A 25,573-nucleotide genomic window follows, 5' to 3' on the forward strand; every position below is an offset into this window, starting at 1 on the left:
CATGGGATGGTTTAAAGACTTGCTCGGCACCAGCAATTGGCAGACCGCTGCGCCAACGACCACCGCCGCCAGCGGTCCGCTGGGCATGGCACAAGGCAAAGGCGTGCGCTTCGACACGACCCTGGCGTTGCTGCTGGAAGGCTCGACTTCGGTGCGGGTGCCATTCGATCAAGCGGTGTGGAGCGCCGGCTGGGTCGATCTCGGCCAGTCCAACAAACTGCACCGCTATTACATGAACGACGAGGATTTCTGGGTGCAGATCCACGTCACCGGCGATGATCAGGTCGAGTCGGTCACCCTGTTCAATTACCTCAGGTACGTGACGGTCAACAGTGACGCCGAACTGCAGCGTCTGGCCGGCCCCAACAGCCTGATCGGTCTGCCGACCTACAACCACGACGGTGTTGAATACGCCCGCGAATGGGGCACCGAACTGCAGCAGACTGAACTGGTGCCAATGACCGAACACGTGGTCAATCCGGACGAGTCCTACACCATCAAGCACCACTCCATGCTGTATGCCCGCGACACCGGTCTGACCGATCGCCGCGAACTGCTGCTGTTCTCAGTCGAACAGGACGAAGAAGGCACCGTCAGCCTGAGCACCTCGCTGGGCATCTCGCTGTACACGACTGATTTGAGCGCCATTTAAAAAAGGAAGTTTTTCATGCTGGAAGTCTTGGCCGTTTCTCTGAACAAAACCGCGCTGGTCGGTTTTGTCGTCTACCTGATCGGCGCCGTGTTGCTGTTCATGCTGTTTCAATTCGTCTACACGCGCATCACCGCGCACAAGGAATTCGAGCTGATCCGCGCCGGCAACACTGCCGCCGCCATTGCCCTGTCCGGGGCAATCATCGGTTTCGCGATTCCGGCGAGCAACGTGATCGCCTACTCGGTCAACGTGCTCGACTTCGTCCTCTGGGCGGTCATCGCCGCCGTCGTGCAATTGCTGGCGTTTGTCGCTACCGGGCTGGTGCTCAAGGGCACTTCCCAGCGCATCGCCAACGGCGAAGTGGCGGCCGGCATCTATGTGGCTGCCGTGGCGATCAGCGTCGGCATGCTCAATGCCGCGTGCATGACCCCGTCCCACTGACCGGCAGGAAGCCTCTCGATGAAACGCAGCAAATACGTGCAATTGTCCCTCGCCGCATCGGTGGCGATGGCGATTTCCGGTGAAGCAGCGGCGCTGGATCAGCCGCGCAACTTCCAAAGCGTTGAACAGTGTGTCGACGCCGAATTGGCCGCCGATCTCTGCTCCAGCGCCTACGTCGCCGCCCTGAACGAACACCGGCGCATCGCCCCGGCCTACAACGACAAGGCCAAGTGCGACGCAGACTTCGCCGCTGGCTGGTGTCAGAAAAATTCCGATGGCCGTTTCGTGCCGAAACTCGGCGGCTTCAAAGTGCCGGGCAATGCCGAGACGCCGCAAGATCTAGATGCCATCGCCAATTCGCAAATGCCGGCGGGAGACACCACCAGCAGCAGTGCCAGCCACGGCGGCTCGCACTATTCCGGTGGCTCAGGTGGCGGCGGCAATGGCTGGCTGACCGGCTGGCTGATCGGCAACGCAATGAGCAACAACGCCGAACGCACCGTTTACCGTGATCGCGAAACGCGCCAGCCGTACAACACCTCAACGCAGTACCGCCGAGCTGACACAACCTCGCGCAGCCAGTCGGATTACGAGAGCAGCAAGAGCAAACCGGTGAACGTTGCGTCGTCGACTTCGCGCGGCGGTTTCGGCAGCCAGTCGAGTGCCCGCAGCGGTTGGGGTGGCTGGGGCAGCAGTTCCGGACGCTCGAGCAGCTGACATGAAAAAGATCCACTGCGCCGAGCGCCCCGACTGGAAACACACCGCCGAAAGCCTCGGTTTCCTGTTCCACACCATCGACGACGAACCGTACTGGGACGAAAGCGCCTACTACCAGTTCAGCCTCGCGCAGATCGAAAACGATCTGGAAGACCCGACTACCGAACTGCACGAGATGTGTATGGATCTGGTGGATCGCGTCGTCAACAGCGAGGAGTTGCTCGATCGCCTGAGTATCCCGGCGGCGTACTACGACATGATCCGCACCTCCTGGCGCGAGGGTCATCCGCATCTGTACGGTCGCATGGACTTTTCCTACAGCGGCAACGGGCCGGCGAAACTGTTGGAGCTCAACTACGACACGCCGACCAGCCTCTATGAGGCGGCGGCGTTTCAATGGGGCTGGCTGGAACAGTGCATCGAGCGTGGCACGCTGCCGCCACATGCTGACCAGTTCAACAGCATCGACACCAAGCTGCATCAGGCCTTCGCCGAGTTGCAGTTGAAGCGGCCGTTCTACTTTGCGTCGATGAAGGATTCGGTCGAGGACAAAGGCACCACCGATTACCTGCGGCTGATCGCGGAAAAGGTCGGCATCGAATCACGCCACATCGATATCGAAGACATTGGCCTGACGGCTGAAGGTCGTTTCGTCGATCTGCAGGATCGCTGGATCCCGCACCTGTTCAAGCTGCACGCCTGGGAATTCATCTTCCACGAGCCGTTCGGCGCAGTGATCGCCGAATGCGATACGCAGTTTTTCGAACCGGCGTGGAAGGCGATTCTGTCGAACAAAGGTGCGCTGCCTTTGCTGTGGGAGTTGCACCAAGGCCATCCGAATCTGCTCGCTGCGCACCTTGATCCGAATCCGCAGAGCGCGGTGCCGAAGGGCTGGGTGCGCAAGCCGTACTTTTCCCGCGAAGGCGCCAACATCGAGCTGCAAACGACGGAAGGTCTGATCGTCAAAGAGGACGGGCCTTACACCGATGCGCCGTTCATCCTGCAGGAGTTCGCACCGCTGCCGAAGTTTGGCGACAGCTACACGCTGATTGGCTCGTGGGTGATTGGCGATGAGGCAGCGGGGATTGGTGTGCGTGAAGACAATAGTCTGATCACCAAGGATTCAAGTCGATTTTTGCCGCACCTGATCCTCGACTGAAACAATTCCTCATGTAGGAGCTGACGAGTGCAACGAGGCTGCGATCTTTTGATCTTCAGAAGCAACGTCAAAAGATCGCAGCCTCGTTGCACTCGTCAGCTCCTACGGGTGATAGGGGTCGCGCTGAAATAGCCTCACAAAAAAGGCCCGTCGTTTAAGCGACGGGCCTTTTTCATTCAAGACGGTTACAGCGGCAAATCAGAACGGAATATCGTCATCGAAGCTGTCGAAATCCGGAGCCGGTTGCGGTGCGGCCTGCTGCGGTGCTTGCGGAGCCGAACGCTGCTGTGGAGCCGACTGCTGCGGGCGCGGTGCCTGCTGACGTGGCGCCTGCTGCTGGTAGTTGTTGCCGCCTTGCTGATCGCCCTGTTGTGGACGGCCGCCGAGCAGTTGCATGGTGCCTTGCATGTCGACCACGATTTCAGTGGTGTAACGCTTGATGCCGTCCTTTTCCCACTCGCGGGTCTGCAGCTTGCCTTCGATGTAGACCTGCGAACCCTTGCGCAGGTATTCACCGGCGATCTCGGCAACCTTGCCGAACATCGATACGCGGTGCCATTCGGTCTTCTCGACCTTCTGACCGGTCTGCTTGTCGGTCCATTGTTCGCTGGTGGCCAGACTCAGGTTGGTCACGGCATTACCGTTAGGCAGGTAGCGAACTTCGGGATCCTGGCCGCAAGTGCCGACCAATATGACTTTGTTAACCCCACGGGCCATAACGTTCTCCTAAGCGTCGCACGCAGCCCCGGCCGGGTTGTTGACCAGGCGTTCGAGGGTGGTGCGATCCACTAATTCTTTGTCCAGTTTGATGTAAACAGCCGCCTCTTCGGCGACTATCACTGCATCTGTTACCCCTACCAGGGCCTTGAGGCGCTCGACCAGACCCGCTTCGCGGATCGCTTCGGGCGACAACGGCAAGCGCAGGCTCGTCACGTAGGGAGGTTCGCGCATGGTAACAGCAAAGGCCAGCCAAAGTGCAGCCAGCGCGGCGCATCCGAGGAACACAACCGACAGACCGCCATGCTGGAACAACCAGCCGCCGAGTATCCCGCCGAGTGCCGAACCGAGGAACTGGCTGGTGGAGTACACGCCCATGGCCGTGCCCTTGCCGCCTGCCGGTGAAACCTTGCTGATCAGCGACGGCAACGATGCCTCGAGCAGATTGAACGCGGTGAAAAACACCACCGTACCGATCACCAGAGCACGCAGGCTGTCGCCGAACTGCCAGAAGAATAGTTCAGTCAGCATCAATGTCATGACGGCGCCGAGCAAAACTCGTTTCATTTTGCGTTTCTTCTCGCCGTAGATAATGAACGGGATCATGGCGAAGAACGAAATCAGCAGCGCGGTGAGGTAGACCCACCAGTGCTGTTCCTTGGGCAAACCGGCTTTTTCCACCAGTGCCAAGGGCAAGGCAACGAAGCTCGACATCAACATGGCATGTAACACAAAGATGCCCAGATCCAGTCGCAGCAGGTCCGGGTGCTTGAGTGTCGGCATCAGCGCCTGCCGGGCCACCCCGGATTCCCGGTGCTGCAACGGCCCGGTGGACTGCGGCACCATGAACATGATGATCAGGATGCCGACCAGCGCCATGGCGCCAGTGGCGAGGAACAGCCCGGACAGCCCGAACGCACTGGTCAGTAACGGCCCGACCACCATGGCCACGGCGAAGGACAGGCCGATGGTCATGCCGATCATCGCCATGGCTTTGGTCCGATGCTGCTCGCGGGTCAGGTCGGAAAGCAGCGCCATCACCGCTGCGGAAATCGCCCCGGCGCCTTGCAGGATTCGCCCGGCGATCACGCCCCAGATTGAATCGGCCTGGGAAGCCAGAACACTGCCGAGAGCGAACACGATCAGGCCGAGGTAGATCACCGGCCGGCGACCGATGCGGTCGGAAATGATCCCGAACGGAATCTGGAAAATTGCCTGGGTCAGACCGTAAGCGCCAATCGCCAGCCCGATCAGGGCCGGGGTCGCTCCCGCCAGATCCATGCCATAGGTCGCCAGCACCGGCAACACCATGAACATGCCAAGCATACGGAAGGCGAACACCAGGGCCAGACCGCTCGCCGCGCGGGTCTCGCTGCCACTCATGCGTTCGCTGTGGGGATCGTGCATGGAAAAACCTCGTGTGAACCGGCGGCGATTCTACCAGTCCCATCGGAAGACGGGGTATATCGCGACGCTATGACGCGTATAGATGAAACTCTCTTCATGAACGGCAAAACGCCCTTCGTTTGATAGTGTGCATCCATCCAGTATTTGCCCGTATACTCCTACGTTTTCGACGCCCGCCAAGCGAGGCCACTTTGGACAAGATCCTGATACGTGGGGCCCGTACCCACAACCTGAAGAACATCGACCTGACCCTGCCACGGGACAAGCTGATCGTCATCACCGGCCTGTCCGGATCCGGCAAGTCGTCCCTGGCGTTCGACACGCTGTATGCCGAAGGTCAGCGCCGCTATGTCGAATCGCTGTCGGCTTACGCTCGGCAGTTCCTGTCGATGATGGAAAAACCCGACGTCGACACCATCGAAGGCCTGTCGCCGGCGATCTCCATCGAACAAAAGTCGACCTCGCACAACCCGCGTTCGACGGTCGGCACCATCACCGAAATCTACGACTACCTACGCTTGCTCTATGCCCGCGTGGGTACGCCGCGCTGCCCGGATCACGACATTCCGCTGGAGGCGCAGACCGTCAGCCAGATGGTCGATCTGGTGCTGGCGCAGCCGGAAGGCAGCAAACTGATGTTGCTGGCACCGGTGATCCGCGAACGCAAAGGCGAACACCTGTCGGTCTTCGAAGAATTGCGTGCGCAAGGTTTCGTCCGCGCCCGGGTCAACGGACGCATTTGCGAGCTCGACGAGCTGCCGAAGCTGGATAAACAGAAGAAGCATTCGATCGATGTGATCGTTGACCGCTTCAAGGTCCGCGCCGATCTGCAGCAGCGCCTCGCCGAGTCTTTCGAGACTGCGCTGAAACTCGCCGACGGAATTGCCCTGGTCGCGCCGATGGACGACGAGCCCGGCGAAGAAATGATCTTCTCCGCACGCTTCGCCTGCCCGATCTGCGGCCATGCGATCAGCGAGCTGGAACCCAAGCTGTTTTCCTTCAACAACCCGGCCGGCGCCTGCCCGACCTGTGATGGCCTGGGTGTGAAGCAGTTCTTCGACATCAAGCGTCTGGTCAATGGCGAGCTGACCCTGGCCGAGGGCGCGATCCGTGGCTGGGACCGGCGCAACGTCTATTACTTCCAGATGCTTGGCTCACTCGCCTCGCACTACAAGTTCAGCCTGGACAAGCCCTTCAACGAGCTGAGCGCCGAGCAGCAGAAGTTCATCCTGCATGGCAGCGGCTCGCAGAACGTCGACTTCAAATACCTGAACGACCGTGGCGACATCGTCAAACGCTCGCACCCGTTCGAAGGCATCGTGCCGAATCTTGAGCGTCGCTATCGCGAAACCGAATCGGCGAGCGTGCGCGAAGAGCTGGCCAAATTCCTCAGCCATCAGGCCTGCCCGGATTGCCGTGGCACGCGTCTGCGCCGTGAAGCGCGGCACGTCTGGGTCGGCGAGAAAACCTTGCCGGCAGTGACCAATCTGCCGATCGGCGATGCCTGCGAATATTTCGGCGCGCTGAAGATGACCGGTCGCCGCGGCGAGATCGCCGACAAGATCCTCAAGGAAATCCGCGAGCGCCTGCAATTCCTGGTCAACGTCGGCCTCGACTATCTGTCGCTGGATCGCAGTGCCGACACATTGTCCGGTGGCGAGGCGCAACGGATTCGTCTGGCCAGCCAGATTGGCGCCGGTCTGGTCGGCGTTCTGTATATCCTCGATGAACCATCCATTGGTCTGCATCAGCGCGACAACGACCGGCTGCTCGGTACGCTCAAGCATTTGCGCGATATCGGCAACACGGTGATCGTGGTCGAGCATGATGAAGACGCGATTCGTTTGGCTGACTATGTCGTCGATATCGGCCCGGGCGCCGGTGTGCACGGCGGGCAGATCGTTGCCGAGGGTACGCCGGACGAAGTCATGGCACACCCGGATTCGCTGACCGGCAAATACCTGTCCGGCCGGGTGAAGATCGAAGTGCCGGCCAAACGCACGCCGCGCAACAAGAAGCTCAACCTGTCGCTCAAGGGTGCGCGCGGCAACAATCTGCGCAATGTCGATCTGGACATCCCGATCGGCTTGCTGACGTGCGTGACTGGCGTATCCGGTTCGGGCAAATCGACACTGATCAACAACACGCTGTTCCCGCTGAGCGCCACGGCGCTCAATGGTGCGACCACGCTGGAAGCGGCTGCGCATGACAGCATCAAAGGTCTGGAACATCTCGACAAAGTCGTCGACATCGACCAGAGCCCGATCGGTCGTACGCCGCGTTCCAACCCCGCGACCTATACCGGGCTATTCACGCCGATCCGCGAACTGTTTGCCGGCGTGCCCGAGTCGCGCTCCCGGGGTTACGGCCCGGGGCGTTTCTCGTTCAACGTCAAGGGCGGTCGCTGCGAAGCGTGCCAGGGCGACGGCCTGATCAAGGTGGAAATGCACTTTCTGCCGGACATCTACGTGCCCTGCGATGTGTGCAAGAGCAAGCGCTACAACCGCGAAACCCTTGAGATCAAATACAAGGGCAAGAGCATCCACGAAACCCTCGAAATGACCATCGAGGAAGCTCGGGAGTTCTTCGATGCAGTGCCGGCACTGGCGCGCAAGCTGCAAACGCTGATGGATGTCGGCCTGTCCTACATCAAGCTCGGGCAGTCGGCAACGACCCTGTCCGGCGGTGAAGCACAGCGGGTCAAGTTGTCGCGCGAGCTGTCCAAACGCGATACCGGCAAGACCCTGTACATCCTCGACGAGCCAACCACCGGTCTGCACTTCGCCGATATCCAGCAATTGCTCGACGTCCTCCATCGCCTGCGCGACCACGGCAACACCGTGGTGGTGATCGAGCATAACCTCGATGTGATCAAGACCGCTGACTGGCTGGTGGACCTCGGTCCTGAAGGCGGTTCCAAGGGCGGGCAGATCATTGCCACCGGTACGCCGGAGGAAGTCGCCGAGATGAAGCAATCTCACACCGGCCATTACCTCAAGCCACTGCTGATCCGCGATCGGGCTTAACTGCCAGGCATGAAAAAGCCCCTGTCACCGTTGAGGTGCCAGGGGCTTTTTTGTAGCTGGTGCAATCAGGACGCGTGGGATTGCAGGTAGTTCTCGAGACCGATCAGCTTGATCAGGCCCAACTGCTTTTCCAGCCAGTAGGTGTGATCTTCTTCGGTGTCGTTGAGCTGAACCCGCAGAATTTCGCGACTGACGTAGTCCTTGTGTTGCTCGCAAAGTTCGATGCCTTTGCACAGCGCAGCGCGGACTTTGTACTCGAGGCGCAGATCAGCTTCGAGCATCGTAGGCACGGTGGTGCCGACATCCAGATCATCCGGACGCATGCGCGGCGTGCCTTCGAGCATCAGAATCCGCCGCATCAATGCATCGGCGTGGCCGGCCTCTTCTTCCATCTCGTGGTTGATGCGCTCGTAGAGCTTGGTAAACCCCCAGTCCTCATACATCCGCGAATGAACGAAATATTGGTCACGCGCGGCCAGCTCGCCGGTCAGCAACGTATTGAGGTAATCGATTACATCTGGGTGGCCTTGCATCGCCCTACATCTCCCTTCCTGAAAGTCTGTAGTTTGAACCAACCTGACTGGAAGGTCACTCACCGCACGCAATAAAAGCGAAGATATTCTGAGAAAAGCAGGCCAAATAACGCAAAAACCGCCCAAATGAGGGCGGTTCTGCTTCTCGTTTAGACTACGTTAAGCTGTCAGTTGAGCAGCTTTGCGATTGCTTCTCCATACGCCGGATCGGCTTTGTAGAAATGCTGCAACTGACGATCGACGACGTCGCTGGAAACACCCGCCATCGCACCGGCAATGTTGCTGACCAGCAATGCTTTCTGCTCGTCGCTCATCAAGCGGAACAAGGCACCGGCATGGCTGTAGTAGTCGGTGTCTTCGCGGTGATCATAGCGATCAGCGGCACCGCTCAAGGCCAGCGCTGGCTCCGCGTAATGCGGCGCTTGCTTCGGCGACTCAACGTAGCTGTTCGGTTCATAGTTCGGCGCCGCGCCGCCATTGCTGCCGAACGCCATAGAGCCGTCACGCTGATAAGTATTCACCGGGCTGCGCGGAGCGTTCACCGGCAATTGCTGGTGGTTGGTGCCCACACGGTAGCGGTGCGCGTCAGCGTAGGCGAATACGCGACCTTGCAGCATGCGGTCTGGCGACAGCCCCACGCCTGGCACCATGTTGCTCGGGCCAAACGCAGCCTGCTCGACTTCAGCGAAGTAGTTAAGCGGGTTGCGGTTCAATTCCAGCTCACCAACTTCGATCAACGGAAACTCTTTCTGCGACCAGGTCTTGGTCACATCAAACGGATTCTCATAATGAGCCGCCGCCTGCGCTTCGGTCATGATCTGAATGCACACGCGCCATTTCGGGAATTCACCACGCTCGATGGCCTCGAACAGGTCGCGCTGCGCATAGTCCGGGTCGGTACCGGCCAAGCGGGCGGCCTCGGCTGGTGCCAGATTCTTGATACCTTGCTGAGTCTTGTAGTGCCACTTCACCCAGTGCCGCTCGCCTTTGGCGTTGATCAGGCTATAAGTGTGGCTGCCGAAGCCATGCATATGGCGATAGCCGTCAGGGATGCCACGATCAGAAAACAGGATAGTGACCTGGTGCAGCGCCTCAGGCGAATGCGACCAGAAATCCCACATCATCTGCGCGCTTTTCAGGTTGCTTTGCGGCAGACGCTTTTGCGTGTGGATAAAGTCAGGAAACTTCAGCGGATCACGGATGAAGAACACTGGCGTGTTGTTGCCAACGATGTCCCAGTTGCCTTCCTCGGTGTAGAACTTCAAGGCGAAGCCGCGCGGATCGCGCTCAGTGTCGGCCGAACCACGCTCGCCACCTACGGTAGAAAAGCGCAGAAAGGTTGGCGTTTGTTTGCCTACCGATTCAAACAGCTTGGCACTGGTGTATTCCGTGATGTCACGGGTGACGGTGAACGTACCGTAAGCGCCCGAACCTTTAGCGTGGACACGGCGCTCGGGAATGTTTTCACGGTTGAAGTGCGCGAGTTTTTCGATGAGATGGAAATCGTCGAGAAGCAGCGGACCGCGTGGGCCGGCGGAACGGGAATTCTGGTTATCAGCGACTGGCGCGCCACTGGCGGTTGTAAGCGTCTTGGTCTGGCTCATGCGGTCTTCTTCCTCTGTCAGTCTTGAACTGCCGGCTAATGGGCTTGGCGGGAAGTATTGATCATCGACGTTACAGCTACAAATTCATTAACCTGCAAGCATCGATAGATAATTACTAATTATGTTTTCCCGGCACATAGTGGCAGTTCAACCATGTCAGAAACTTGTATGGACGGCGCATTTCTTACAGACACAAAAAACCGGGCACTAGGCCCGGTTTTTCGTTTCAGACTGACGTCTTACTCGGCGGATACAGCTTCGCCAGCAGTAGCACGATCAACCAACTCGACGTACGCCATAGGCGCGTTGTCGCCAGCGCGGAAACCGCACTTGAGGATGCGCAGGTAGCCACCCTCACGGGTAGCGTAACGCTTGCCCAGGTCGTTGAAGAGCTTACCAACGATAGCTTTCGAACGAGTACGGTCGAAAGCCAGACGGCGGTTAGCCAGGCTGTCTGTCTTGGCCAGAGTGATCAGCGGCTCGGCAACGCGGCGCAGTTCTTTGGCTTTTGGCAGAGTAGTTTTGATCAGCTCGTGCTCGAACAGCGACACCGCCATGTTTTGGAACATGGCCTTGCGGTGCGAGCTGGTGCGGCTCAGGTGACGACCACTTTTACGATGACGCATGGTTCATTCCTTACCAAACACTACGTTCGGTGATTACGACGATCAGGCAGTCGCCTTGTCGTCCTTCTTAAGACTTGCAGGCGGCCAGTTGTCGAGGCGCATGCCGAGGGACAGACCGCGGGAGGCCAGAACGTCCTTGATTTCAGTCAAGGATTTCTTGCCCAGGTTCGGAGTCTTCAACAGCTCTACTTCGGTACGCTGAATCAGGTCGCCGATGTAGTAGATGTTTTCCGCCTTAAGGCAGTTAGCCGAACGTACAGTCAGTTCCAGATCGTCAACCGGGCGAAGCAGGATCGGATCGATCTCGTCTTCCTGCTCGACAACCAGCGGCTCACTTTCACCTTTGAGGTCGACGAACGCAGCCAGCTGCTGTTGCAGGATGGTTGCAGCGCGACGGATAGCCTCTTCAGGATCCAGGGTACCGTTGGTTTCCAGATCAATAACCAGCTTATCCAGGTTGGTACGCTGTTCGACACGGGCGTTTTCCACCACGTAAGCGATACGGCGAACCGGGCTGAACGAAGAGTCGAGCTGCAAGCGACCGATGCTGCGGCTTTCGTCTTCATCGCTCTGACGCGAGTCGGCTGGTTCATAACCACGACCACGAGCTACGGTGAGCTTCATGTTCAGGGCGCCGTTAGACGCCAGGTTAGCGATTACGTGATCGGGATTAACGATCTCGACATCATGATCCAGCTGAATATCGGCAGCGGTAACCACCCCCGAACCCTTCTTCGACAAGGTCAGCGTAACTTCGTCACGACCGTGCAGCTTGATGGCCAGACCTTTAAGGTTCAACAGGATTTCAATTACGTCTTCCTGTACACCTTCGATGGCGCTGTACTCGTGGAGCACACCGTCAATCTCGGCCTCGACTACTGCGCAGCCGGGCATTGAGGACAACAGGATGCGGCGCAGCGCGTTGCCCAGGGTGTGGCCAAAACCACGCTCGAGAGGCTCGAGAGTGATCTTGGCGCGGGTTGGACTGACAACCTGCACATCAATGTGGCGGGGTGTCAGGAACTCATTTACCGAAATCTGCATGGATGCACCTATTTTCTAGCCCTTACTTGGAGTAGAGCTCGACAATCAGGCTTTCGTTGATGTCGGCGGACAGATCACTGCGAGCAGGAACGTTCTTGAAAACGCCCGACTTCTTCTCAGTGTCTACTTCTACCCATTCTACGCGGCCACGTTGGGCACACAGATCGAGAGCTTGGACAATGCGAAGCTGGTTTTTTGCTTTCTCGCGAACTGCAACCACGTCACCAGCACGAACCTGATACGACGGAACGTTTACGGTCTGACCGTTAACGCTGATCGACTTGTGCGATACCAGTTGACGGGATTCGGCACGAGTCGAACCAAAGCCCATACGGTATACAACGTTGTCCAGACGGCATTCGAGCAGTTGCAGCAGGTTTTCACCGGTTGCACCTTTCTTGCCAGCAGCTTCTTTGTAGTAGCCGCTGAACTGACGCTCGAGAACGCCGTAGATACGACGGACCTTCTGCTTTTCACGCAGTTGGGTGCCGTAGTCGGACTGGCGACCGCGGCGCTGGCCGTGGATACCAGGTGCTGCTTCAATGTTGCACTTCGATTCGATCGCGCGCACGCCGCTCTTCAGGAAGAGATCGGTGCCTTCGCGACGAGCGAGTTTGCATTTTGGACCAATGTAACGAGCCATTCTTTACAATCTCCTGGATTACACGCGGCGCTTCTTCGGCGGACGGCACCCGTTGTGCGGGATTGGCGTCACGTCGGTGATGCTGGCGATCTTGTAGCCACAGCCGTTCAAAGCGCGGACTGCGGATTCACGACCTGGACCTGGACCCTTGACGTTGACGTCGAGGTTTTTCAGGCCGTATTCCAGCGCAGCTTGACCAGCACGTTCAGCAGCTACTTGAGCAGCGAACGGGGTGGACTTGCGGGAACCGCGGAAACCCGAACCACCGGAGGTAGCCCAGGAAAGAGCGTTACCTTGACGGTCGGTAATGGTCACGATGGTGTTGTTAAAAGATGCATGGATGTGGGCGATGCCATCAACCACTGTCTTTTTAACTTTTTTACGAGGACGAGCAGCAGGTTTTGCCATGATTAAATTCCTGTCGATTCGCTGGGGCGATTACTTGCGGATCGGCTTACGCGGACCTTTACGGGTACGCGCGTTGGTCTTGGTACGCTGACCGCGTACTGGCAGACCACGACGATGACGCAGACCGCGATAGCAACCGAGGTCCATCAAGCGCTTGATTTTCATGTTGATTTCGCGACGCAGGTCACCTTCAGTGGTGAACTTCGCCACTTCGCCACGCAGCTGTTCAATTTGCTCGTCGCTCAGATCTTTGATCTTTGCTGCTGGGTTTACCCCAGTCACTGCACAGATCTTCTGCGCAGTAGTGCGACCAACACCATAGATGTAGGTCAGCGAGATAACAGTATGCTTGTTATCTGGAATGTTAACGCCTGCAATACGGGCCATTCAGTGGGACTCCAATTGACAGCTACCTACGCCCCGGAAGCCAAGAAATAGGGCGCGAGATAATATCGCTGTAATAACAAATAATCAACCCGGTAGCGCACTAGCTACCGGGCTTGAAGCACAATCACACTCAGCCTTGGCGCTGTTTGTGACGCGGTTCCGCGCTGCAAATTACTCGAACAACACCTTCGCGGCGAATAATCTTGCAGTTACGGCACAGCTTTTTCACCGATGCACGAACTTTCATCACCAACTCCTCGAACCTTATGGGTACTCAGCGCAACATGCCGCTGCCGTAACCCTTCAGGTTGGCTTTCTTCATCAGGGATTCGTACTGGTGCGAAACGAGGTGCGATTGTACTTGGGACATGAAGTCCATCACAACCACGACCACGATCAGCAACGAGGTCCCGCCAAGGTAGAACGGAACGTTTGCTGCAACCACCAGGAATTGGGGCAACAGGCACACGGCCGTCATGTAAAGAGCACCGAACAGGGTCAAGCGGGTCAGAACGCCATCAATATAGCGCGCAGACTGCTCACCTGGACGAATGCCCGGAATAAAGGCACCGGACTTCTTCAGGTTTTCCGCTACGTCTTTCGGATTGAACATCAACGCCGTATAGAAGAAGCAGAAGAAAATAATCCCTGCACTAAACAGCAGAATATTCAACGGCTGACCAGGAGCGATCGACTGCGAGATGTCCTGCAACCAGCCCATACCTTCAGACTGACCGAACCAGGCACCCAACGAAGCCGGGAACAGCAAAATGCTGCTCGCGAAAATAGCCGGAATAACACCGGCCATGTTCACCTTCAGCGGCAAGTGGCTTGTCTGCGCAGCAAAAACCTTGCGGCCCTGCTGACGCTTGGCGTAATGAACAGCGATACGACGCTGACCACGCTCAATGAACACCACGAAACCGATAATCGCTACTGCCAGCAAACCGATGGCAACCAGGGCGAAGATGTTGATATCGCCCTGACGCGCAGACTCGAAAGACTGCCCGATTGCTCTCGGAAGACCGGCGACGATACCCGAAAAAATCAACATCGAGATACCGTTGCCAACACCACGCTCAGTAATCTGCTCACCCAGCCACATCATGAACATCGCACCAGCCACAAATGTGGTTACCGCGACGAAATGGAAGCCAAAGTCACCAGTGAACGCGACGCCCTGCCCCGCCAGACCAATGGACATGCCAATAGCCTGGACCAGAGCGAGAGCGACGGTGAGGTAGCGGGTGTACTGGCTAATCTTGCGACGGCCAGCTTCACCTTCCTTCTTCAACTGCTCCAGCTGCGGGCTGACGGCGGTCATCAGTTGCATGATGATCGATGCCGAAATGTACGGCATGATCCCCAGTGCAAAGATGCTCATCCGTTCCAGCGCGCCGCCGGAGAACATGTTGAACAAGCTAAGAATGGTCCCCTCATTCTGTCGAAACAGGTCTGCGAGTCGGTCCGGGTTGATACCTGGAACCGGGATGTGTGCGCCTATTCGGTAGACGATAATCGCCAGGAACAGAAAACGCAGACGAGCCCAGAGTTCAGACATACCGCCTTTGCCGAGCGCAGAGAGAGCACCTTGCTTAGCCATTTATTCCTCGAACTTGCCGCCAGCTGCTTCGATAGCCGCACGCGCACCTTTGGTGGCGCCGATTCCCTTGCCGATAGTGACAGCGCGAGTCACTTCACCGGACAGCATGATTTTCACACGCTGTACGTTGACGTTGATCACGTTGGCATCTTTCAGGGACTGCACAGTAACGATGTCGCCTTCCACTTTAGCCAGCTCGGACAAACGCACTTCTGCGCGATCCATGGCTTTCAGGGAAACGAAACCGAACTTAGGCAGACGACGATGCAGCGGCTGTTGACCGCCTTCAAAGCCTGGAGCGATGGTGCCACCGGAGCGGGAGGTCTGACCTTTGTGACCACGGCCACCAGTCTTGCCCAAACCACTACCGATACCACGGCCCGGACGATGCTTTTCGCGACGGGAACCCGGCGCTGGACTCAGATCATTGAGTTTCATCGATTAACCCTCGACACGCAGCATGTAGTAAGCCTTGTTGATCATCCCGCGATTCTCGGGAGTATCCTGGACTTCTACAGTGTGACCGATGCGACGCAGACCCAGACCCTTAACGCACAGTTTGTGGTTAGGGATGCGGCCGGTCATGCTTTTGATCAGCGTAACTTTAACGGTAGCCATGATTACTTGATCTCCTCAACACGCAGGCCACGCTTGGCAGCGATGGACTCAGGAGACTGCATAGCCTTCAGACCCTTGAAAGTGGCGTGAACCACGTTTACCGGGTTAGTCGAGCCGTAGCACTTGGCCAGAACGTTCTGAACGCCAGCAACTTCGAGGACAGCACGCATAGCGCCGCCAGCGATGATACCGGTACCTTCAGAAGCAGGCTGCATGTACACCTTCGAAGCGCCGTGAGCGGACTTCATCGCGTACTGCAGAGTTGTGCCGTTCAGGTCCACTTGAATCATGTTACGGCGAGCAGCTTCCATTGCCTTCTGGATCGCAGCAGGCACTTCACGCGACTTGCCACGGCCGAAGCCAACACGCCCTTTACCATCACCAACCACGGTCAACGCGGTGAAAGTGAAGATACGGCCGCCTTTAACGGTTTTGGCTACGCGGTTAACTTGAACCAGCTTCTCGATGTAGCCTTCGTCGCGCTTTTGGTCGTTATTTGACATAACTTAGAACTCCAGCCCAGCTTCACGAGCAGCATCAGCCAGCGCTTTAACGCGGCCATGGTACTTGAAGCCAGAGCGGTCGAAAGCCACTTGCGATACGCCAGCGGCCTTAGCACGCGTAGCGACCAGCTGGCCAACCTTTGTGGCCGCGTCGATGTTGCCAGTGGCACCATCACGCAGTTCTTTATCCAAAGTCGAGGCACTTGCCAGGACTTTGTTGCCGTCGGCCGAGATGACCTGGGCGTAGATGTGCTGCGACGAGCGGAACACGCAGAGACGCACGACTTCGAGTTCGTGCATTTTCAGGCGTGCTTTGCGAGCGCGACGCAGTCGAGTAACTTTTTTGTCGGTCATTTGCTATGCCCTACTTCTTCTTGGCTTCTTTACGACGGACGACTTCGTCCGCGTAGCGCACACCTTTGCCTTTGTACGGCTCTGGTGGACGGAAGTCGCGGATCTCGGCGGCCACTTGACCTACCAGCTGCTTGTCGATGCCCTTGATCAGGATATCGGTCTGGCTAGGAGTCTCAGCGGTGATGCCTTCCGGCAGTTCGTAATCCACTGGGTGCGAGAAGCCAAGAGCCAGGTTCAGAACCTGACCTTTTGCTTGCGCTTTGTAACCAACACCGACCAGCTGGAGCTTGCGCTCGAAGCCTTGGCTTACGCCCTGGACCATGTTGTTTACCAACGCACGCGTGGTACCGGCCATTGCGCGAGTTTGTTGATCGCCATTGCGAGCAGCGAAACGCAGCTCACCAGCTTCTTCAACGATCTCAACGGACGAATGGATGTTCAGTTCAAGAGTGCCCTTGGCACCCTTCACCGAAAGCTGTTGGCCTGCGAATTTGACTTCGACACCGGCTGGCAGCTTAACGGGGTTCTTAGCGACGCGAGACATGCTTATCCCCCCTTAGAACACAGTGCAAAGAACTTCGCCGCCGACACCGGCAGCGCGCGCAGCACGATCAGTCATCACACCTTTGTTGGTGGAGACGATAGACACGCCAAGACCGCCACGAACTTTCGGCAGATCTTCAACGGACTTGTACTGACGCAGGCCTGGACGACTAACGCGCTTCACTTCTTCGATAACCGGACGGCCTTCGAAGTACTTCAGCGAGATGGACAGCGACGGCTTGGCGTCGGTGGTGATCTGAAAATCCGCGATGTAACCTTCGTCCTTCAGGACTTTTGCTACAGCAGCCTTCAACGTGGAAGACGGCATGCTTACGACAGACTTTTCAGCCATCTGGGCATTACGGATTCGAGTTAGCATGTCCGCTAACGGGTCCTGCATACTCATGGGCTAGACGCTCCTAATACAAAAAAATTAGCCTTGCGGCTACTACTTGTCGCCGAGAACTTCCGGGCAGAAAAACACGGGCTCAGGCGAGCCGGTCATTCTAGACACACCCCAGAAATGAATCAAGCCCCAAAAGGGGCTTGATTCAGATTCAAGGCCACCGATGGTCAGGTTCTTGCGAACCCGAACATCGAGACTTTGACAACTGTTACCAGCTGGCTTTAACCAGACCTGGTACGTCACCACGCATTGCAGCTTGACGCAGCATGTTACGGCCGAGGCCGAACTTGCGGTACACGCCGTGCGGACGACCAGTCAGGCGGCAACGGTTACGCATGCGCGAAGCGCTTGCGTCACGTGGTTGCTTCTGCAGAGCTACGGTAGCTTCCCAACGCGCTTCTGGACTTGCGTTCAGATCGACGATGATAGCTTTCAGCGCTGCACGCTTGGTGGCGTACTTGGCAACGGTGAGCTGACGCTTCAGCTCACGGTTCTTCATGCTCTTCTTGGCCATTTTCCTACTCCAATCAGTTGCGGAACGGGAATTTGAAAGCACGCAGCAGAGCGCGGCCTTCATCATCGTTCTTGGCAGTGGTGGTCAGGGTAATGTCCAGACCGCGGAGAGCATCGATCTTGTCGTAGTCGATTTCCGGGAAGATGATCTGCTCTTTCACGCCCATGCTGTAGTTGCCGCGACCATCGAAGGACTTGGCATTCAGGCCGCGGAAGTCGCGAACCCGAGGCAGGGAGATCGACAGCAGACGATCCAGGAACTCGTACATACGCTCACGGCGCAGGGTCACTTTGACGCCGATCGGCCATCCTTCGCGGACTTTAAAGCCAGCGATGGATTTACGAGCGTAGGTCACAACGACTTTCTGGCCGGTGATCTTTTCCAGGTCAGCAACAGCGTGCTCGATGACTTTTTTGTCGCCGATCGCTTCGCCCAGACCCATGTTCAGGGTGATTTTGGTAACGCGCGGAACTTCCATCACGTTCGAAAGCTTAAGTTCTTCCTTAAGTTTCGGAGCGATTTCCTTCCGGTAAATCTCTTTTAGTCGTGCCATGGTCTTCTACCTAGCAGTGTTCAAGCATCAACCGCTTTTTGGGTCGACTTGAAGACACGAATTTTCTTACCGTCTTCTACTTTGAAACCAACGCGGTCAGCCTTGTTGGTTTCGCCGTTGAAGATGGCGACGTTGGAAGCGTGCAGTGGCGCTTCTTTCTCGACGATACCGCCCTGTACGCCCGACATCGGGTTAGGCTTGGTATGACGCTTGACCAGGTTCAGACCACCAACAACCAGACGGTTGTCAGCAAGAACCTTCAGCACCTTACCGCGCTTACCTTTGTCTTTGCCGGCGATCACGATGATCTCGTCGTCACGACGAATCTTTTGCATGTCGGATCTCCTTACAGCACTTCTGGGGCGAGCGAGACGATCTTCATGAACTTCTCAGTACGAAGTTCACGGGTCACTGGCCCAAAGATACGGGTGCCGATCGGCTCTTGCTTGTTGTTCAGAAGAACAGCAGCGTTGCCATCAAAGCGGATAATGGAGCCATCAGCACGACGTACGCCGTGACGAGTGCGGACTACAACAGCAGTCATCACTTGGCCTTTTTTCACTTTACCGCGAGGAATTGCTTCCTTCACGGTAACTTTGATGATGTCACCGATACCAGCGTAACGACGATGGGAGCCACCCAGCACCTTGATGCACATAACACGGCGAGCGCCGCTGTTATCGGCCACATCGAGCATGGATTGAGTCTGAATCATATAATTTCTCCGACCCCTAGCCCTTAGACTTCCACAGCGCGTTCGAGAACATCAACCAGCGCCCAAGACTTGGTCTTGGCCATCGGACGAGTTTCACGAATAGTGACTTTGTCGCCGATGTGGCACTGATTGGTTTCGTCGTGCGCGTGCAGCTTAGTCGAACGCTTAACGTATTTACCGTAGATCGGGTGCTTTACGCGACGCTCGATCAGAACGGTGATGGTTTTGTCCATCTTGTCGCTGACAACACGGCCAGTCAGCGTACGGACAGTTTTTTCGGCTTCAGCCATGATCACTTACCTGCCTGCTGGTTGAGCACAGTCTTCACGCGAGCGATGTCACGCTTAACTTGCGAGAGCAGATGAGACTGCCCCAACTGGCCAGTTGCTTTCTGCATGCGCAGATTGAACTGGTCGCGCAGCAAGCCGAGCAGTTGCTCGTTCAGCTGCTGTGCGGATTTTTCACGAAGTTCATTCGCTTTCATCACATCACCGTCCGTTTAACAAAGGAGGTGGCGAGCGGCAGCTTTGCAGCAGCCAGGGCGAAAGCCTCACGCGCCAGCTCTTCAGAAACACCCTCGATTTCATACAGGACTTTGCCTGGCTGAATCTGGGCAACCCAGTACTCCACGTTACCCTTACCTTTACCCATACGAACCTCAAGAGGCTTCTTGGAAATCGGCTTGTCCGGGAATACACGGATCCAGATCTTGCCGCCACGTTTTACGTGACGGGTCAGAGCACGACGCGCTGACTCGATCTGACGAGCGGTGAGACGACCACGAGCAACAGACTTCAGCGCGAACTCGCCGAAGCTGACTTTGCTACCGCGCAGTGCCAGACCACGGTTGTGGCCGGTCATCTGCTTGCGGAACTTCGTACGCTTTGGTTGCAACATTTGGCGTACCCCTTACTTAGCAGCTTTTTTACGAGGCGCTGGTGCTTGTGGTTTCAGTTCTTCTTGGCGACCACCAATAACTTCGCCTTTGAAGATCCAAACCTTTACACCGATCACACCGTAAGTGGTGTGAGCTTCGTAGTTGGCATAGTCGATGTCGGCACGCAGGGTGTGCAGTGGCACACGACCTTCGCGATACCATTCAGTACGTGCGATTTCAGCACCGCCGAGACGACCGCTCACTTGGATTTTGATGCCTTTGGCACCAATGCGCATGGCGTTCTGTACAGCGCGCTTCATAGCGCGACGGAACATTACACGACGCTCCAGCTGCTGAGCTACGCTCTGCGCAACCAGCATACCGTCGAGCTCCGGCTTGCGGATCTCTTCGATATTGATGTGCACAGGCACACCCATTTGCTTGGTCAGGTCCTGACGCAGTTTCTCAACATCTTCACCTTTCTTCCCGATAACGATACCTGGACGAGCGGTGTGGATGGTGATGCGTGCAGTTTGGGCCGGACGATGGATATCGATACGGCTTACGGACGCGCTTTTTAGTTTGTCTTGGAGATACTCACGCACTTTCAGATCTGCGAACAAGTAGTCCGCATAAGTCCGACCGTCTGCGTACCAGACGGAGGTGTGCTCCTTGACGATTCCCAGGCGAATGCCAATGGGATGTACTTTCTGACCCATCTCTTCGACTCCGTTACTTGTCAGCAACCTTGACAGTGATATGGCAAGACCGCTTGACGATGCGATCAGCACGGCCTTTGGCACGTGGCATGATGCGCTTCAGCGAACGCCCTTCGTTGACGAAAACGGTGCTGACCTTCAGGTCATCAACGTCTGCGCCTTCGTTATGCTCGGCGTTGGCTACGGCCGACTCCAGCACTTTCTTCATGATCTCGGCGGCTTTCTTACTGCTGAAAGCCAACAGGTTGAGCGCTTCGCCCACCTTCTTCCCGCGGATCTGGTCGGCGACCAAGCGGGCTTTCTGGGCGGAGATTCGAGCGCCCGACAACTTAGCGGCTACTTCCATTTCCTTACCCCTTAACGCTTGGCTTTCTTGTCAGCCACGTGCCCGCGATAGTTGCGGGTACCGGCGAACTCGCCCAGTTTGTGGCCGACCATGTCTTCGTTAACGAGAACTGGGACGTGCTGACGACCGTTGTGTACTGCGATGGTCAGACCGACCATTTGTGGCAGGATCATCGAACGACGCGACCAGGTTTTAATTGGTTTGCGATCGTTCTTTTCCGCCGCCACTTCGATCTTCTTCAGTAGGTGAAGATCAATAAAAGGACCTTTTTTCAGAGAACGTGGCACTGTCGTATCCCTCTATTTACTTGCGACGACGGACGATCATTTTGTCGGTACGCTTATTACCACGAGTCTTCGCGCCCTTAGTCGGGAAGCCCCATGGCGATACCGGATGACGACCACCAGAGGTACGACCTTCACCACCACCATGTGGGTGGTCAACCGGGTTCATGGCAACACCACGAACGGTTGGGCGAACGCCACGCCAGCGTTTGGCACCAGCTTTACCCAGCGAACGCAGGCTGTGCTCGGAGTTCGAGACTTCACCCAGGGTCGCACGGCATTCAGCCAGGACTTTACGCATTTCACCGGAACGCAGACGCAGGGTCACGTAGACACCTTCACGAGCGATCAGCTGAGCCGAAGCACCAGCGGAACGAGCGATCTGTGCACCTTTACCTGGCTTCAATTCGATGCCGTGTACGGTAGAACCGACTGGAATGTTGCGCAGTTGCAGAGCGTTGCCTGGCTTGATTGGAGCCAGAGCGCCTGCGATCAGCTGGTCGCCAGCACTCACGCCTTTAGGGGCGATGATGTAGCGACGCTCGCCGTCTGCGTAGCACAGCAGTGCGATGTGAGCAGTACGGTTTGGATCGTATTCGATACGCTCGACAGTGGCGACGATGCCATCTTTGTCGTTGCGACGGAAATCGACCATACGGTAATGCTGCTTATGACCACCACCGATGTGACGAGTGGTAATACGGCCATTGTTGTTACGACCACCAGACTTCGATTTTTTCTCGAGCAGCGGTGCGTGAGGAGCGCCTTTATGCAGCTCCTGGTTGACCACCTTGACCACAAAACGGCGGCCAGGGGAAGTCGGTTTGCATTTAACGATTGCCATGATGCACCCCTTCCTTACTCAGCACTGCTGCTGAAATCGAGATCTTGGCCTGGCTGAAGGGAGATAACTGCCTTCTTCCAGTCATTACGCTTGCCCAGACCGCGAGCAGTGCGCTTGCTCTTACCCAGAACGTTCAGGGTAGTGACGCGCTCTACTTTCACGCTGAACAGGCTTTCGACGGCCTTCTTGATTTCCAGCTTGGTTGCATCAGTAGCAACCTTGAAAACGAACTGGCCTTTCTTGTCTGCCAGAACCGTAGCCTTCTCGGAAACGTGCGGGCCAAGCAGAACTTTAAATACGCGTTCCTGGTTCATCCCAGCAGCTCCTCGAATTTCTTCACGGCCGACACGGTGATCAACACCTTGTCGTATGCGATCAGACTAACTGGATCGGAACCTTGCACGTCACGTACATCTACGTGCGGCAGGTTGCGAGCAGCCAGGTACAGGTTCTGATCAACAGCGTCCGACACGATCAGAACGTCGGTCAGGCTCATGTTGTTCAGTTTGCCCAGCAGATCTTTGGTTTTCGGAGTTTCAACAGCGAAATCCTGAACCACGACCAGACGATCAGTACGCACCAGCTCAGCAAGGATGGAGCGCATTGCTGCGCGATACATCTTCTTGTTCAGCTTCTGGGAGTGATCCTGTGGACGAGCTGCGAAAGTGGTACCGCCGCCACGCCAGATTGGGCTACGGATAGTACCGGCACGAGCACGGCCAGTACCTTTCTGACGCCATGGGCGCTTGCCGCCACCACGAACGTCGGAACGGGTCTTCTGCTGCTTGCTACCTTGACGGCCGCCGGCCATGTAGGCCACGACTGCTTGGTGAACCAGCGTCTCGTTGAATTCGCCGCCAAATGTCAGTTCGGAAACTTCGATCGCTTGAGCGTCATTTACATTTAATTGCATGTCAGCTTCCCCTTAACCGCGAGCCTTGGCTGCTGGACGTACAACCAGGTTGCCGCCAGTAGCGCCAGGAACAGCACCCTTGACCAACAACAGATTGCGTTCAGCGTCCACGCGCACTACTTCCAGGGACTGCACGGTCACGCGCTCAGCGCCCATATGACCGGACATTTTTTTGCCCTTGAATACACGACCAGGAGTCTGGCACTGGCCGATAGAGCCTGGGACGCGGTGGGATACGGAGTTACCGTGGGTGTTATCTTGCCCGCGGAAATTCCAACGCTTGATCGTACCCTGGAAGCCTTTACCCTTGGACTGACCGGTTACATCAACCAGTTGACCAGCGGCGAAGATTTCAGCGTTGATCAGATCGCCAGCCTGGTACTCGCCTTCTTCAAGGCGGAATTCCATGGTGGTGCGACCAGCGGCAACGTTCGCTTTAGCGAAGTGGCCAGCCTGAGCTGCTGTTACACGCGAAGCGCGACGCTCGCCGACAGTGACTTGCACTGCACGATAGCCATCGGTCTCTTCAGTTTTGAACTGGGTGACGCGATTCGGCTCGATCTCAATGACCGTGACCGGAATGGAGACACCTTCTTCGGTGAAAATACGGGTCATACCGCATTTACGACCGACTACACCAATAGTCATGTTGTAAACCTCATGAGTGTACGGGGCTTTCACCCGCTATGGCCGCCCATTTCAGAGCGTTACACGACCAAGACCGAGTCTTAGCCGAGGCTGATCTGCACTTCCACACCGGCCGCAAGATCAAGCTTCATCAGCGCGTCAACGGTTTTATCCGTTGGCTGGACGATGTCCAGAACACGCTTATGAGTGCGGATCTCGTACTGGTCACGCGCGTCTTTGTTGACGTGCGGGGAAACCAGAACGGTGAACCGCTCTTTACGGGTAGGCAGTGGAATTGGACCACGCACTTGAGCACCAGTACGTTTCGCGGTTTCCACGATTTCCTGGGTTGATTGGTCGATCAGGCGATGGTCAAAAGCCTTCAACCTGATACGGATTTGCTGATTTTGCATTGGATTTCAGACTCCGGCTGCTATTCCCACCGGGCGCAATACGCCCGTTAAAAGGAGGCGCAATTCTATAGACGCCCCCGATAGGTGTCAACCCAATAAAAAAGCCCCCGCTGAGCGGGGGCTTTTTCAATTCATCAAGCTGACTTTAAAAGTCTTACTCGATGATTTTGGCTACGACGCCAGCGCCGACGGTACGACCGCCTTCACGGATAGCGAAACGCAGACCGTCTTCCATCGCGATGGTTTTGATCAGGGTAACAGTCATCTGAATGTTGTCACAATACTCCCCGCAAGCGCGACCGTTGTGGGTGCAATCACGCGNGACGCTCTTCCGATCTGACCATTATGCCGGCCCGAAAAATACATTACAACCGCTTATTCGATGATTTTTGCTACGACGCCAGCGCCGACGGTACGACCGCCTTCACGGATAGCGAAACGCAGACCGTCTTCCATCGCGATGGTTTTGATCAGGGTAACAGTCATCTGAATGTTGTCACCTGGCATTACCATTTCAACGCCTTCTGGCAGCTCGCAGTTACCAGTCACGTCAGTAGTACGGAAGTAGAACTGTGGACGGTAGCCTTTGAAGAACGGAGTGTGACGACCGCCTTCTTCCTTGCTCAGAACGTAAACTTCTGCGGTGAACTTGGTGTGCGGCTTGACCGAACCTGGCTTGACCAGAACCTGGCCACGCTCAACGTCGTCACGCTTGGTACCACGCAGCAGAACGCCGCAGTTCTCGCCRGCACGACCTTCGTCGAGCAGCTTGCGGAACATTTCAACACCGGTGCAAGTAGTAACGGTGGTGTCACGCAGACCAACGATTTCCAGCGGRTCCTGAACGCGAACGATACCGCGCTCGATACGACCAGTCACAACAGTACCGCGACCCGAGATCGAGAATACGTCTTCGATTGGCATCAGGAATGGCTTGTCGATCATACGAACTGGYTCTGGGATGTAGGCATCCAGAGTTTCAACCAGYTTCTTGACGGCAGTGGTGCCCATCTCGTTGTCGTCTTTGCCTTCCAGCGCCATACGAGCCGAACCGATGATGATCGGAGTGTCGTCRCCCGGGAAGTCGTAAGTCGACAGCAGGTCACGAACTTCCATCTCAACCAGTTCCAGCAGCTCAGCGTCGTCTACCAGGTCAGCCTTGTTCAGGAAGACCACGATGTACGGAACGCCAACCTGACGGGACAGCAGGATGTGCTCACGGGTTTGCGGCATCGGACCATCAGCGGCCGAGCAAACCAGGATAGCGCCGTCCATCTGAGCAGCACCGGTGATCATGTTCTTCACGTAGTCAGCGTGACCTGGGCAGTCAACGTGAGCGTAGTGACGGATCTTCGAGTTGTACTCAACGTGCGCGGT

Annotated in this window: 38 protein-coding genes and 1 pseudogene; 5 read left to right on the top strand and 34 right to left on the bottom strand. The window is 56.7% G+C overall.

Translation table 11 applies throughout. From position 1 onward, the window contains the following. The first annotated feature begins 1 nt into the window (after position 1). From ASG55_RS23370 to ASG55_RS23385, 4 genes are read left to right on the top strand one after another with little or no spacing between them, the layout of a single operon-like run. A complete protein-coding gene (locus tag ASG55_RS23370) occupies positions 2 to 652 on the top strand; it encodes a DUF2491 family protein (protein WP_056790785.1) in 651 nt (216 codons plus the stop codon). Between the two features lie 15 nt (positions 653 to 667). Further along, a complete protein-coding gene (locus tag ASG55_RS23375) occupies positions 668 to 1,093 on the top strand; it encodes a DUF350 domain-containing protein (RefSeq protein WP_016772952.1) in 426 nt (141 codons plus the stop codon). 18 nt (positions 1,094 to 1,111) lie between these two features. After that, positions 1,112 to 1,810, top strand: a complete 699-nt coding sequence (locus ASG55_RS23380) for a DUF1190 domain-containing protein (protein WP_056790788.1) — start codon at positions 1,112 to 1,114, stop codon at positions 1,808 to 1,810. Position 1,811: 1 nt separating this feature from the next. After that, entirely contained in the window at positions 1,812 to 2,969 is a 1,158-nt protein-coding gene (locus ASG55_RS23385; RefSeq protein ID WP_056790792.1) for a glutathionylspermidine synthase family protein, read from the top strand. Positions 2,970 to 3,167: 198 nt separating this feature from the next. Here ASG55_RS23385 and ASG55_RS23390 read toward each other — a convergent pair whose 3' ends face one another. Continuing rightward, a complete protein-coding gene (locus ASG55_RS23390; protein ID WP_056790794.1) occupies positions 3,168 to 3,686 on the bottom strand; it encodes a single-stranded DNA-binding protein in 519 nt (172 codons plus the stop codon). A 9-nt stretch (positions 3,687 to 3,695) separates the two neighbouring features. Further along, positions 3,696 to 5,093 (bottom strand): MFS transporter, encoded by a 1,398-nt coding sequence (locus tag ASG55_RS23395; protein ID WP_041477665.1) that lies wholly within the window; start codon positions 5,091 to 5,093, stop codon positions 3,696 to 3,698. 191 nt (positions 5,094 to 5,284) lie between these two features. On the opposite strand from ASG55_RS23395, the gene uvrA reads away from it, so the two are divergent. Beyond that, positions 5,285 to 8,119, top strand: coding sequence for an excinuclease ABC subunit UvrA (uvrA, locus tag ASG55_RS23400; protein ID WP_041477664.1), 2,835 nt, complete (start codon positions 5,285 to 5,287; stop codon positions 8,117 to 8,119). A 65-nt stretch (positions 8,120 to 8,184) separates the two neighbouring features. On the opposite strand, the gene bfr is transcribed toward uvrA, so the two are convergent. The 32 genes and pseudogenes from bfr to tuf form a co-directional block, all read right to left on the bottom strand. Further along, entirely contained in the window at positions 8,185 to 8,652 is a 468-nt protein-coding gene (bfr, locus tag ASG55_RS23405) for a bacterioferritin (RefSeq protein ID WP_016772947.1), read from the bottom strand. Positions 8,653 to 8,819: 167 nt separating this feature from the next. Next, entirely contained in the window at positions 8,820 to 10,256 is a 1,437-nt protein-coding gene (locus ASG55_RS23410) for a catalase (RefSeq protein ID WP_024014520.1), read from the bottom strand. 239 nt (positions 10,257 to 10,495) lie between these two features. Next, the gene (rplQ, locus tag ASG55_RS23415; protein ID WP_003176402.1) at positions 10,496 to 10,882 is read right to left on the bottom strand and encodes a 50S ribosomal protein L17; all 387 of its coding nucleotides are present in this window, start codon (positions 10,880 to 10,882) and stop codon (positions 10,496 to 10,498) included. A 42-nt stretch (positions 10,883 to 10,924) separates the two neighbouring features. Further along, complete coding sequence (locus tag ASG55_RS23420; RefSeq protein ID WP_016772946.1) at positions 10,925 to 11,926, bottom strand: DNA-directed RNA polymerase subunit alpha; 1,002 nt, start codon at positions 11,924 to 11,926, stop codon at positions 10,925 to 10,927. Positions 11,927 to 11,948: 22 nt separating this feature from the next. Then, on the bottom strand, positions 11,949 to 12,569 hold the full coding sequence (rpsD, locus tag ASG55_RS23425) for a 30S ribosomal protein S4 (RefSeq protein ID WP_003176404.1): 621 nt from the start codon (positions 12,567 to 12,569) through the stop codon (positions 11,949 to 11,951). A gap of 18 nt (positions 12,570 to 12,587) precedes the next feature. Further along, positions 12,588 to 12,977: a 30S ribosomal protein S11 gene (gene rpsK, locus ASG55_RS23430; protein WP_002555466.1), complete on the bottom strand. Its 390-nt coding sequence runs from the start codon at positions 12,975 to 12,977 to the stop codon at positions 12,588 to 12,590. A gap of 30 nt (positions 12,978 to 13,007) precedes the next feature. Beyond that, positions 13,008 to 13,364 (bottom strand): 30S ribosomal protein S13, encoded by a 357-nt coding sequence (gene rpsM, locus ASG55_RS23435; RefSeq protein WP_003186020.1) that lies wholly within the window; start codon positions 13,362 to 13,364, stop codon positions 13,008 to 13,010. Positions 13,365 to 13,494: 130 nt separating this feature from the next. Then, the gene (rpmJ, locus tag ASG55_RS26590) at positions 13,495 to 13,611 is read right to left on the bottom strand and encodes a 50S ribosomal protein L36 (protein ID WP_002555468.1); all 117 of its coding nucleotides are present in this window, start codon (positions 13,609 to 13,611) and stop codon (positions 13,495 to 13,497) included. A gap of 27 nt (positions 13,612 to 13,638) precedes the next feature. Beyond that, positions 13,639 to 14,967, bottom strand: coding sequence for a preprotein translocase subunit SecY (gene secY, locus ASG55_RS23440; RefSeq protein WP_016772945.1), 1,329 nt, complete (start codon positions 14,965 to 14,967; stop codon positions 13,639 to 13,641). Further along, positions 14,968 to 15,405: a 50S ribosomal protein L15 gene (gene rplO / locus ASG55_RS23445; RefSeq protein WP_003228720.1), complete on the bottom strand. Its 438-nt coding sequence runs from the start codon at positions 15,403 to 15,405 to the stop codon at positions 14,968 to 14,970. Positions 15,406 to 15,408: 3 nt separating this feature from the next. Next, the gene (gene rpmD / locus ASG55_RS23450) at positions 15,409 to 15,585 is read right to left on the bottom strand and encodes a 50S ribosomal protein L30 (protein ID WP_003176408.1); all 177 of its coding nucleotides are present in this window, start codon (positions 15,583 to 15,585) and stop codon (positions 15,409 to 15,411) included. A gap of 2 nt (positions 15,586 to 15,587) precedes the next feature. Next, positions 15,588 to 16,088 carry a 30S ribosomal protein S5 gene (gene rpsE, locus ASG55_RS23455; RefSeq protein WP_007955637.1) on the bottom strand — a complete coding sequence of 167 codons (501 nt, stop codon included), beginning with the start codon at positions 16,086 to 16,088 and terminating at the stop codon, positions 15,588 to 15,590. A gap of 3 nt (positions 16,089 to 16,091) precedes the next feature. Beyond that, positions 16,092 to 16,442, bottom strand: a complete 351-nt coding sequence (gene rplR / locus ASG55_RS23460) for a 50S ribosomal protein L18 (RefSeq protein ID WP_003186037.1) — start codon at positions 16,440 to 16,442, stop codon at positions 16,092 to 16,094. Positions 16,443 to 16,452: 10 nt separating this feature from the next. After that, on the bottom strand, positions 16,453 to 16,986 hold the full coding sequence (gene rplF, locus ASG55_RS23465; protein ID WP_003228722.1) for a 50S ribosomal protein L6: 534 nt from the start codon (positions 16,984 to 16,986) through the stop codon (positions 16,453 to 16,455). 12 nt (positions 16,987 to 16,998) lie between these two features. Continuing rightward, positions 16,999 to 17,391 (bottom strand): 30S ribosomal protein S8, encoded by a 393-nt coding sequence (gene rpsH / locus ASG55_RS23470; RefSeq protein ID WP_016772944.1) that lies wholly within the window; start codon positions 17,389 to 17,391, stop codon positions 16,999 to 17,001. A 208-nt stretch (positions 17,392 to 17,599) separates the two neighbouring features. Continuing rightward, on the bottom strand, positions 17,600 to 17,905 hold the full coding sequence (gene rpsN, locus ASG55_RS23475; RefSeq protein ID WP_003186042.1) for a 30S ribosomal protein S14: 306 nt from the start codon (positions 17,903 to 17,905) through the stop codon (positions 17,600 to 17,602). Between the two features lie 13 nt (positions 17,906 to 17,918). Further along, positions 17,919 to 18,458 carry a 50S ribosomal protein L5 gene (rplE, locus tag ASG55_RS23480; protein WP_003210069.1) on the bottom strand — a complete coding sequence of 180 codons (540 nt, stop codon included), beginning with the start codon at positions 18,456 to 18,458 and terminating at the stop codon, positions 17,919 to 17,921. Positions 18,459 to 18,478: 20 nt separating this feature from the next. After that, positions 18,479 to 18,793 (bottom strand): 50S ribosomal protein L24, encoded by a 315-nt coding sequence (rplX, locus tag ASG55_RS23485; protein ID WP_003186046.1) that lies wholly within the window; start codon positions 18,791 to 18,793, stop codon positions 18,479 to 18,481. 11 nt (positions 18,794 to 18,804) lie between these two features. Next, on the bottom strand, positions 18,805 to 19,173 hold the full coding sequence (rplN, locus tag ASG55_RS23490; protein WP_002555479.1) for a 50S ribosomal protein L14: 369 nt from the start codon (positions 19,171 to 19,173) through the stop codon (positions 18,805 to 18,807). 23 nt (positions 19,174 to 19,196) lie between these two features. Continuing rightward, entirely contained in the window at positions 19,197 to 19,463 is a 267-nt protein-coding gene (rpsQ, locus tag ASG55_RS23495) for a 30S ribosomal protein S17 (RefSeq protein ID WP_003194644.1), read from the bottom strand. A gap of 2 nt (positions 19,464 to 19,465) precedes the next feature. Further along, positions 19,466 to 19,657, bottom strand: coding sequence for a 50S ribosomal protein L29 (rpmC, locus tag ASG55_RS23500; protein ID WP_002555481.1), 192 nt, complete (start codon positions 19,655 to 19,657; stop codon positions 19,466 to 19,468). Further along, entirely contained in the window at positions 19,657 to 20,070 is a 414-nt protein-coding gene (rplP, locus tag ASG55_RS23505) for a 50S ribosomal protein L16 (protein WP_003228729.1), read from the bottom strand. Before rplP ends, rpmC begins: the two co-directional genes overlap by 1 nt. Positions 20,071 to 20,082: 12 nt before the next feature. Further along, positions 20,083 to 20,769, bottom strand: coding sequence for a 30S ribosomal protein S3 (rpsC, locus tag ASG55_RS23510; protein ID WP_003176422.1), 687 nt, complete (start codon positions 20,767 to 20,769; stop codon positions 20,083 to 20,085). A 13-nt stretch (positions 20,770 to 20,782) separates the two neighbouring features. Then, positions 20,783 to 21,115, bottom strand: a complete 333-nt coding sequence (gene rplV / locus ASG55_RS23515; RefSeq protein ID WP_003103908.1) for a 50S ribosomal protein L22 — start codon at positions 21,113 to 21,115, stop codon at positions 20,783 to 20,785. An 11-nt stretch (positions 21,116 to 21,126) separates the two neighbouring features. Further along, entirely contained in the window at positions 21,127 to 21,402 is a 276-nt protein-coding gene (rpsS, locus tag ASG55_RS23520) for a 30S ribosomal protein S19 (RefSeq protein ID WP_011336172.1), read from the bottom strand. A gap of 16 nt (positions 21,403 to 21,418) precedes the next feature. Beyond that, positions 21,419 to 22,243: a 50S ribosomal protein L2 gene (gene rplB, locus ASG55_RS23525; RefSeq protein WP_016772943.1), complete on the bottom strand. Its 825-nt coding sequence runs from the start codon at positions 22,241 to 22,243 to the stop codon at positions 21,419 to 21,421. Between the two features lie 14 nt (positions 22,244 to 22,257). After that, complete coding sequence (gene rplW / locus ASG55_RS23530; protein ID WP_002555488.1) at positions 22,258 to 22,557, bottom strand: 50S ribosomal protein L23; 300 nt, start codon at positions 22,555 to 22,557, stop codon at positions 22,258 to 22,260. Then, complete coding sequence (gene rplD, locus ASG55_RS23535; RefSeq protein ID WP_003228735.1) at positions 22,554 to 23,156, bottom strand: 50S ribosomal protein L4; 603 nt, start codon at positions 23,154 to 23,156, stop codon at positions 22,554 to 22,556. The genes rplW and rplD overlap by 4 nt, the downstream gene beginning before the upstream one ends. 12 nt (positions 23,157 to 23,168) lie before the next feature. After that, complete coding sequence (gene rplC, locus ASG55_RS23540; protein ID WP_003228738.1) at positions 23,169 to 23,804, bottom strand: 50S ribosomal protein L3; 636 nt, start codon at positions 23,802 to 23,804, stop codon at positions 23,169 to 23,171. A gap of 80 nt (positions 23,805 to 23,884) precedes the next feature. Next, positions 23,885 to 24,196: a 30S ribosomal protein S10 gene (gene rpsJ, locus ASG55_RS23545; protein ID WP_003186070.1), complete on the bottom strand. Its 312-nt coding sequence runs from the start codon at positions 24,194 to 24,196 to the stop codon at positions 23,885 to 23,887. 154 nt (positions 24,197 to 24,350) lie between these two features. After that, a pseudogene (locus ASG55_RS26595) lies at positions 24,351 to 24,517 on the bottom strand (hypothetical protein); the annotation flags it as partial. 54 nt (positions 24,518 to 24,571) lie between these two features. Then, positions 24,572 to 25,573 (bottom strand): elongation factor Tu (gene tuf, locus ASG55_RS23550; protein ID WP_056790813.1); only part of this gene is annotated, 1,002 nt, incomplete at its 5' end.

The organism is Pseudomonas sp. Leaf434, assembly GCF_001425545.1.
Classification (GTDB): domain Bacteria; phylum Pseudomonadota; class Gammaproteobacteria; order Pseudomonadales; family Pseudomonadaceae; genus Aquipseudomonas; species Aquipseudomonas siliginis.

Bases quoted from the DNA above. Each gene is read 5' to 3' on its own strand.
- ASG55_RS23370 (WP_056790785.1), top strand. From the start codon at position 2: ATGGGATGGTTTAAAGACTTGCTCGGCACCAGCAATTGGCAGACCGCT.
- ASG55_RS23375 (WP_016772952.1), top strand. From the start codon at position 668: ATGCTGGAAGTCTTGGCCGTTTCTCTGAACAAAACCGCGCTGGTCGGT.
- ASG55_RS23380 (WP_056790788.1), top strand. From the start codon at position 1,112: ATGAAACGCAGCAAATACGTGCAATTGTCCCTCGCCGCATCGGTGGCG.
- ASG55_RS23385 (WP_056790792.1), top strand. From the start codon at position 1,812: ATGAAAAAGATCCACTGCGCCGAGCGCCCCGACTGGAAACACACCGCC.
- ASG55_RS23390 (WP_056790794.1), bottom strand. From the start codon at position 3,686: ATGGCCCGTGGGGTTAACAAAGTCATATTGGTCGGCACTTGCGGCCAG.
- ASG55_RS23395 (WP_041477665.1), bottom strand. From the start codon at position 5,093: ATGCACGATCCCCACAGCGAACGCATGAGTGGCAGCGAGACCCGCGCG.
- bfr (WP_016772947.1), bottom strand. From the start codon at position 8,652: ATGCAAGGCCACCCAGATGTAATCGATTACCTCAATACGTTGCTGACC.
- ASG55_RS23410 (WP_024014520.1), bottom strand. From the start codon at position 10,256: ATGAGCCAGACCAAGACGCTTACAACCGCCAGTGGCGCGCCAGTCGCT.
- rplQ (WP_003176402.1), bottom strand. From the start codon at position 10,882: ATGCGTCATCGTAAAAGTGGTCGTCACCTGAGCCGCACCAGCTCGCAC.
- ASG55_RS23420 (WP_016772946.1), bottom strand. From the start codon at position 11,926: ATGCAGATTTCGGTAAATGAGTTCCTGACACCCCGCCACATTGATGTG.
- rpsD (WP_003176404.1), bottom strand. From the start codon at position 12,569: ATGGCTCGTTACATTGGTCCAAAATGCAAACTCGCTCGTCGCGAAGGC.
- rpsK (WP_002555466.1), bottom strand. From the start codon at position 12,977: ATGGCAAAACCTGCTGCTCGTCCTCGTAAAAAAGTTAAAAAGACAGTG.
- rpsM (WP_003186020.1), bottom strand. From the start codon at position 13,364: ATGGCCCGTATTGCAGGCGTTAACATTCCAGATAACAAGCATACTGTT.
- rpmJ (WP_002555468.1), bottom strand. From the start codon at position 13,611: ATGAAAGTTCGTGCATCGGTGAAAAAGCTGTGCCGTAACTGCAAGATT.
- secY (WP_016772945.1), bottom strand. From the start codon at position 14,967: ATGGCTAAGCAAGGTGCTCTCTCTGCGCTCGGCAAAGGCGGTATGTCT.
- rplO (WP_003228720.1), bottom strand. From the start codon at position 15,405: ATGAAACTCAATGATCTGAGTCCAGCGCCGGGTTCCCGTCGCGAAAAG.
- rpmD (WP_003176408.1), bottom strand. From the start codon at position 15,585: ATGGCTACCGTTAAAGTTACGCTGATCAAAAGCATGACCGGCCGCATC.
- rpsE (WP_007955637.1), bottom strand. From the start codon at position 16,088: ATGTCAAATAACGACCAAAAGCGCGACGAAGGCTACATCGAGAAGCTG.
- rplR (WP_003186037.1), bottom strand. From the start codon at position 16,442: ATGACCGACAAAAAAGTTACTCGACTGCGTCGCGCTCGCAAAGCACGC.
- rplF (WP_003228722.1), bottom strand. From the start codon at position 16,986: ATGTCTCGCGTCGCTAAGAACCCCGTTAAGCTGCCAGCCGGTGTCGAA.
- rpsH (WP_016772944.1), bottom strand. From the start codon at position 17,391: ATGAGTATGCAGGACCCGTTAGCGGACATGCTAACTCGAATCCGTAAT.
- rpsN (WP_003186042.1), bottom strand. From the start codon at position 17,905: ATGGCCAAGAAGAGCATGAAGAACCGTGAGCTGAAGCGTCAGCTCACC.
- rplE (WP_003210069.1), bottom strand. From the start codon at position 18,458: ATGGCACGACTAAAAGAGATTTACCGGAAGGAAATCGCTCCGAAACTT.
- rplX (WP_003186046.1), bottom strand. From the start codon at position 18,793: ATGCAAAAGATTCGTCGTGACGACGAGATCATCGTGATCGCCGGCAAA.
- rplN (WP_002555479.1), bottom strand. From the start codon at position 19,173: ATGATTCAGACTCAATCCATGCTCGATGTGGCCGATAACAGCGGCGCT.
- rpsQ (WP_003194644.1), bottom strand. From the start codon at position 19,463: ATGGCTGAAGCCGAAAAAACTGTCCGTACGCTGACTGGCCGTGTTGTC.
- rpmC (WP_002555481.1), bottom strand. From the start codon at position 19,657: ATGAAAGCGAATGAACTTCGTGAAAAATCCGCACAGCAGCTGAACGAG.
- rplP (WP_003228729.1), bottom strand. From the start codon at position 20,070: ATGTTGCAACCAAAGCGTACGAAGTTCCGCAAGCAGATGACCGGCCAC.
- rpsC (WP_003176422.1), bottom strand. From the start codon at position 20,769: ATGGGTCAGAAAGTACATCCCATTGGCATTCGCCTGGGAATCGTCAAG.
- rplV (WP_003103908.1), bottom strand. From the start codon at position 21,115: ATGGAAGTAGCCGCTAAGTTGTCGGGCGCTCGAATCTCCGCCCAGAAA.
- rplB (WP_016772943.1), bottom strand. From the start codon at position 22,243: ATGGCAATCGTTAAATGCAAACCGACTTCCCCTGGCCGCCGTTTTGTG.
- rplW (WP_002555488.1), bottom strand. From the start codon at position 22,557: ATGAACCAGGAACGCGTATTTAAAGTTCTGCTTGGCCCGCACGTTTCC.
- rplD (WP_003228735.1), bottom strand. From the start codon at position 23,156: ATGCAATTAAATGTAAATGACGCTCAAGCGATCGAAGTTTCCGAACTG.
- rplC (WP_003228738.1), bottom strand. From the start codon at position 23,804: ATGACTATTGGTGTAGTCGGTCGTAAATGCGGTATGACCCGTATTTTC.
- rpsJ (WP_003186070.1), bottom strand. From the start codon at position 24,196: ATGCAAAATCAGCAAATCCGTATCAGGTTGAAGGCTTTTGACCATCGC.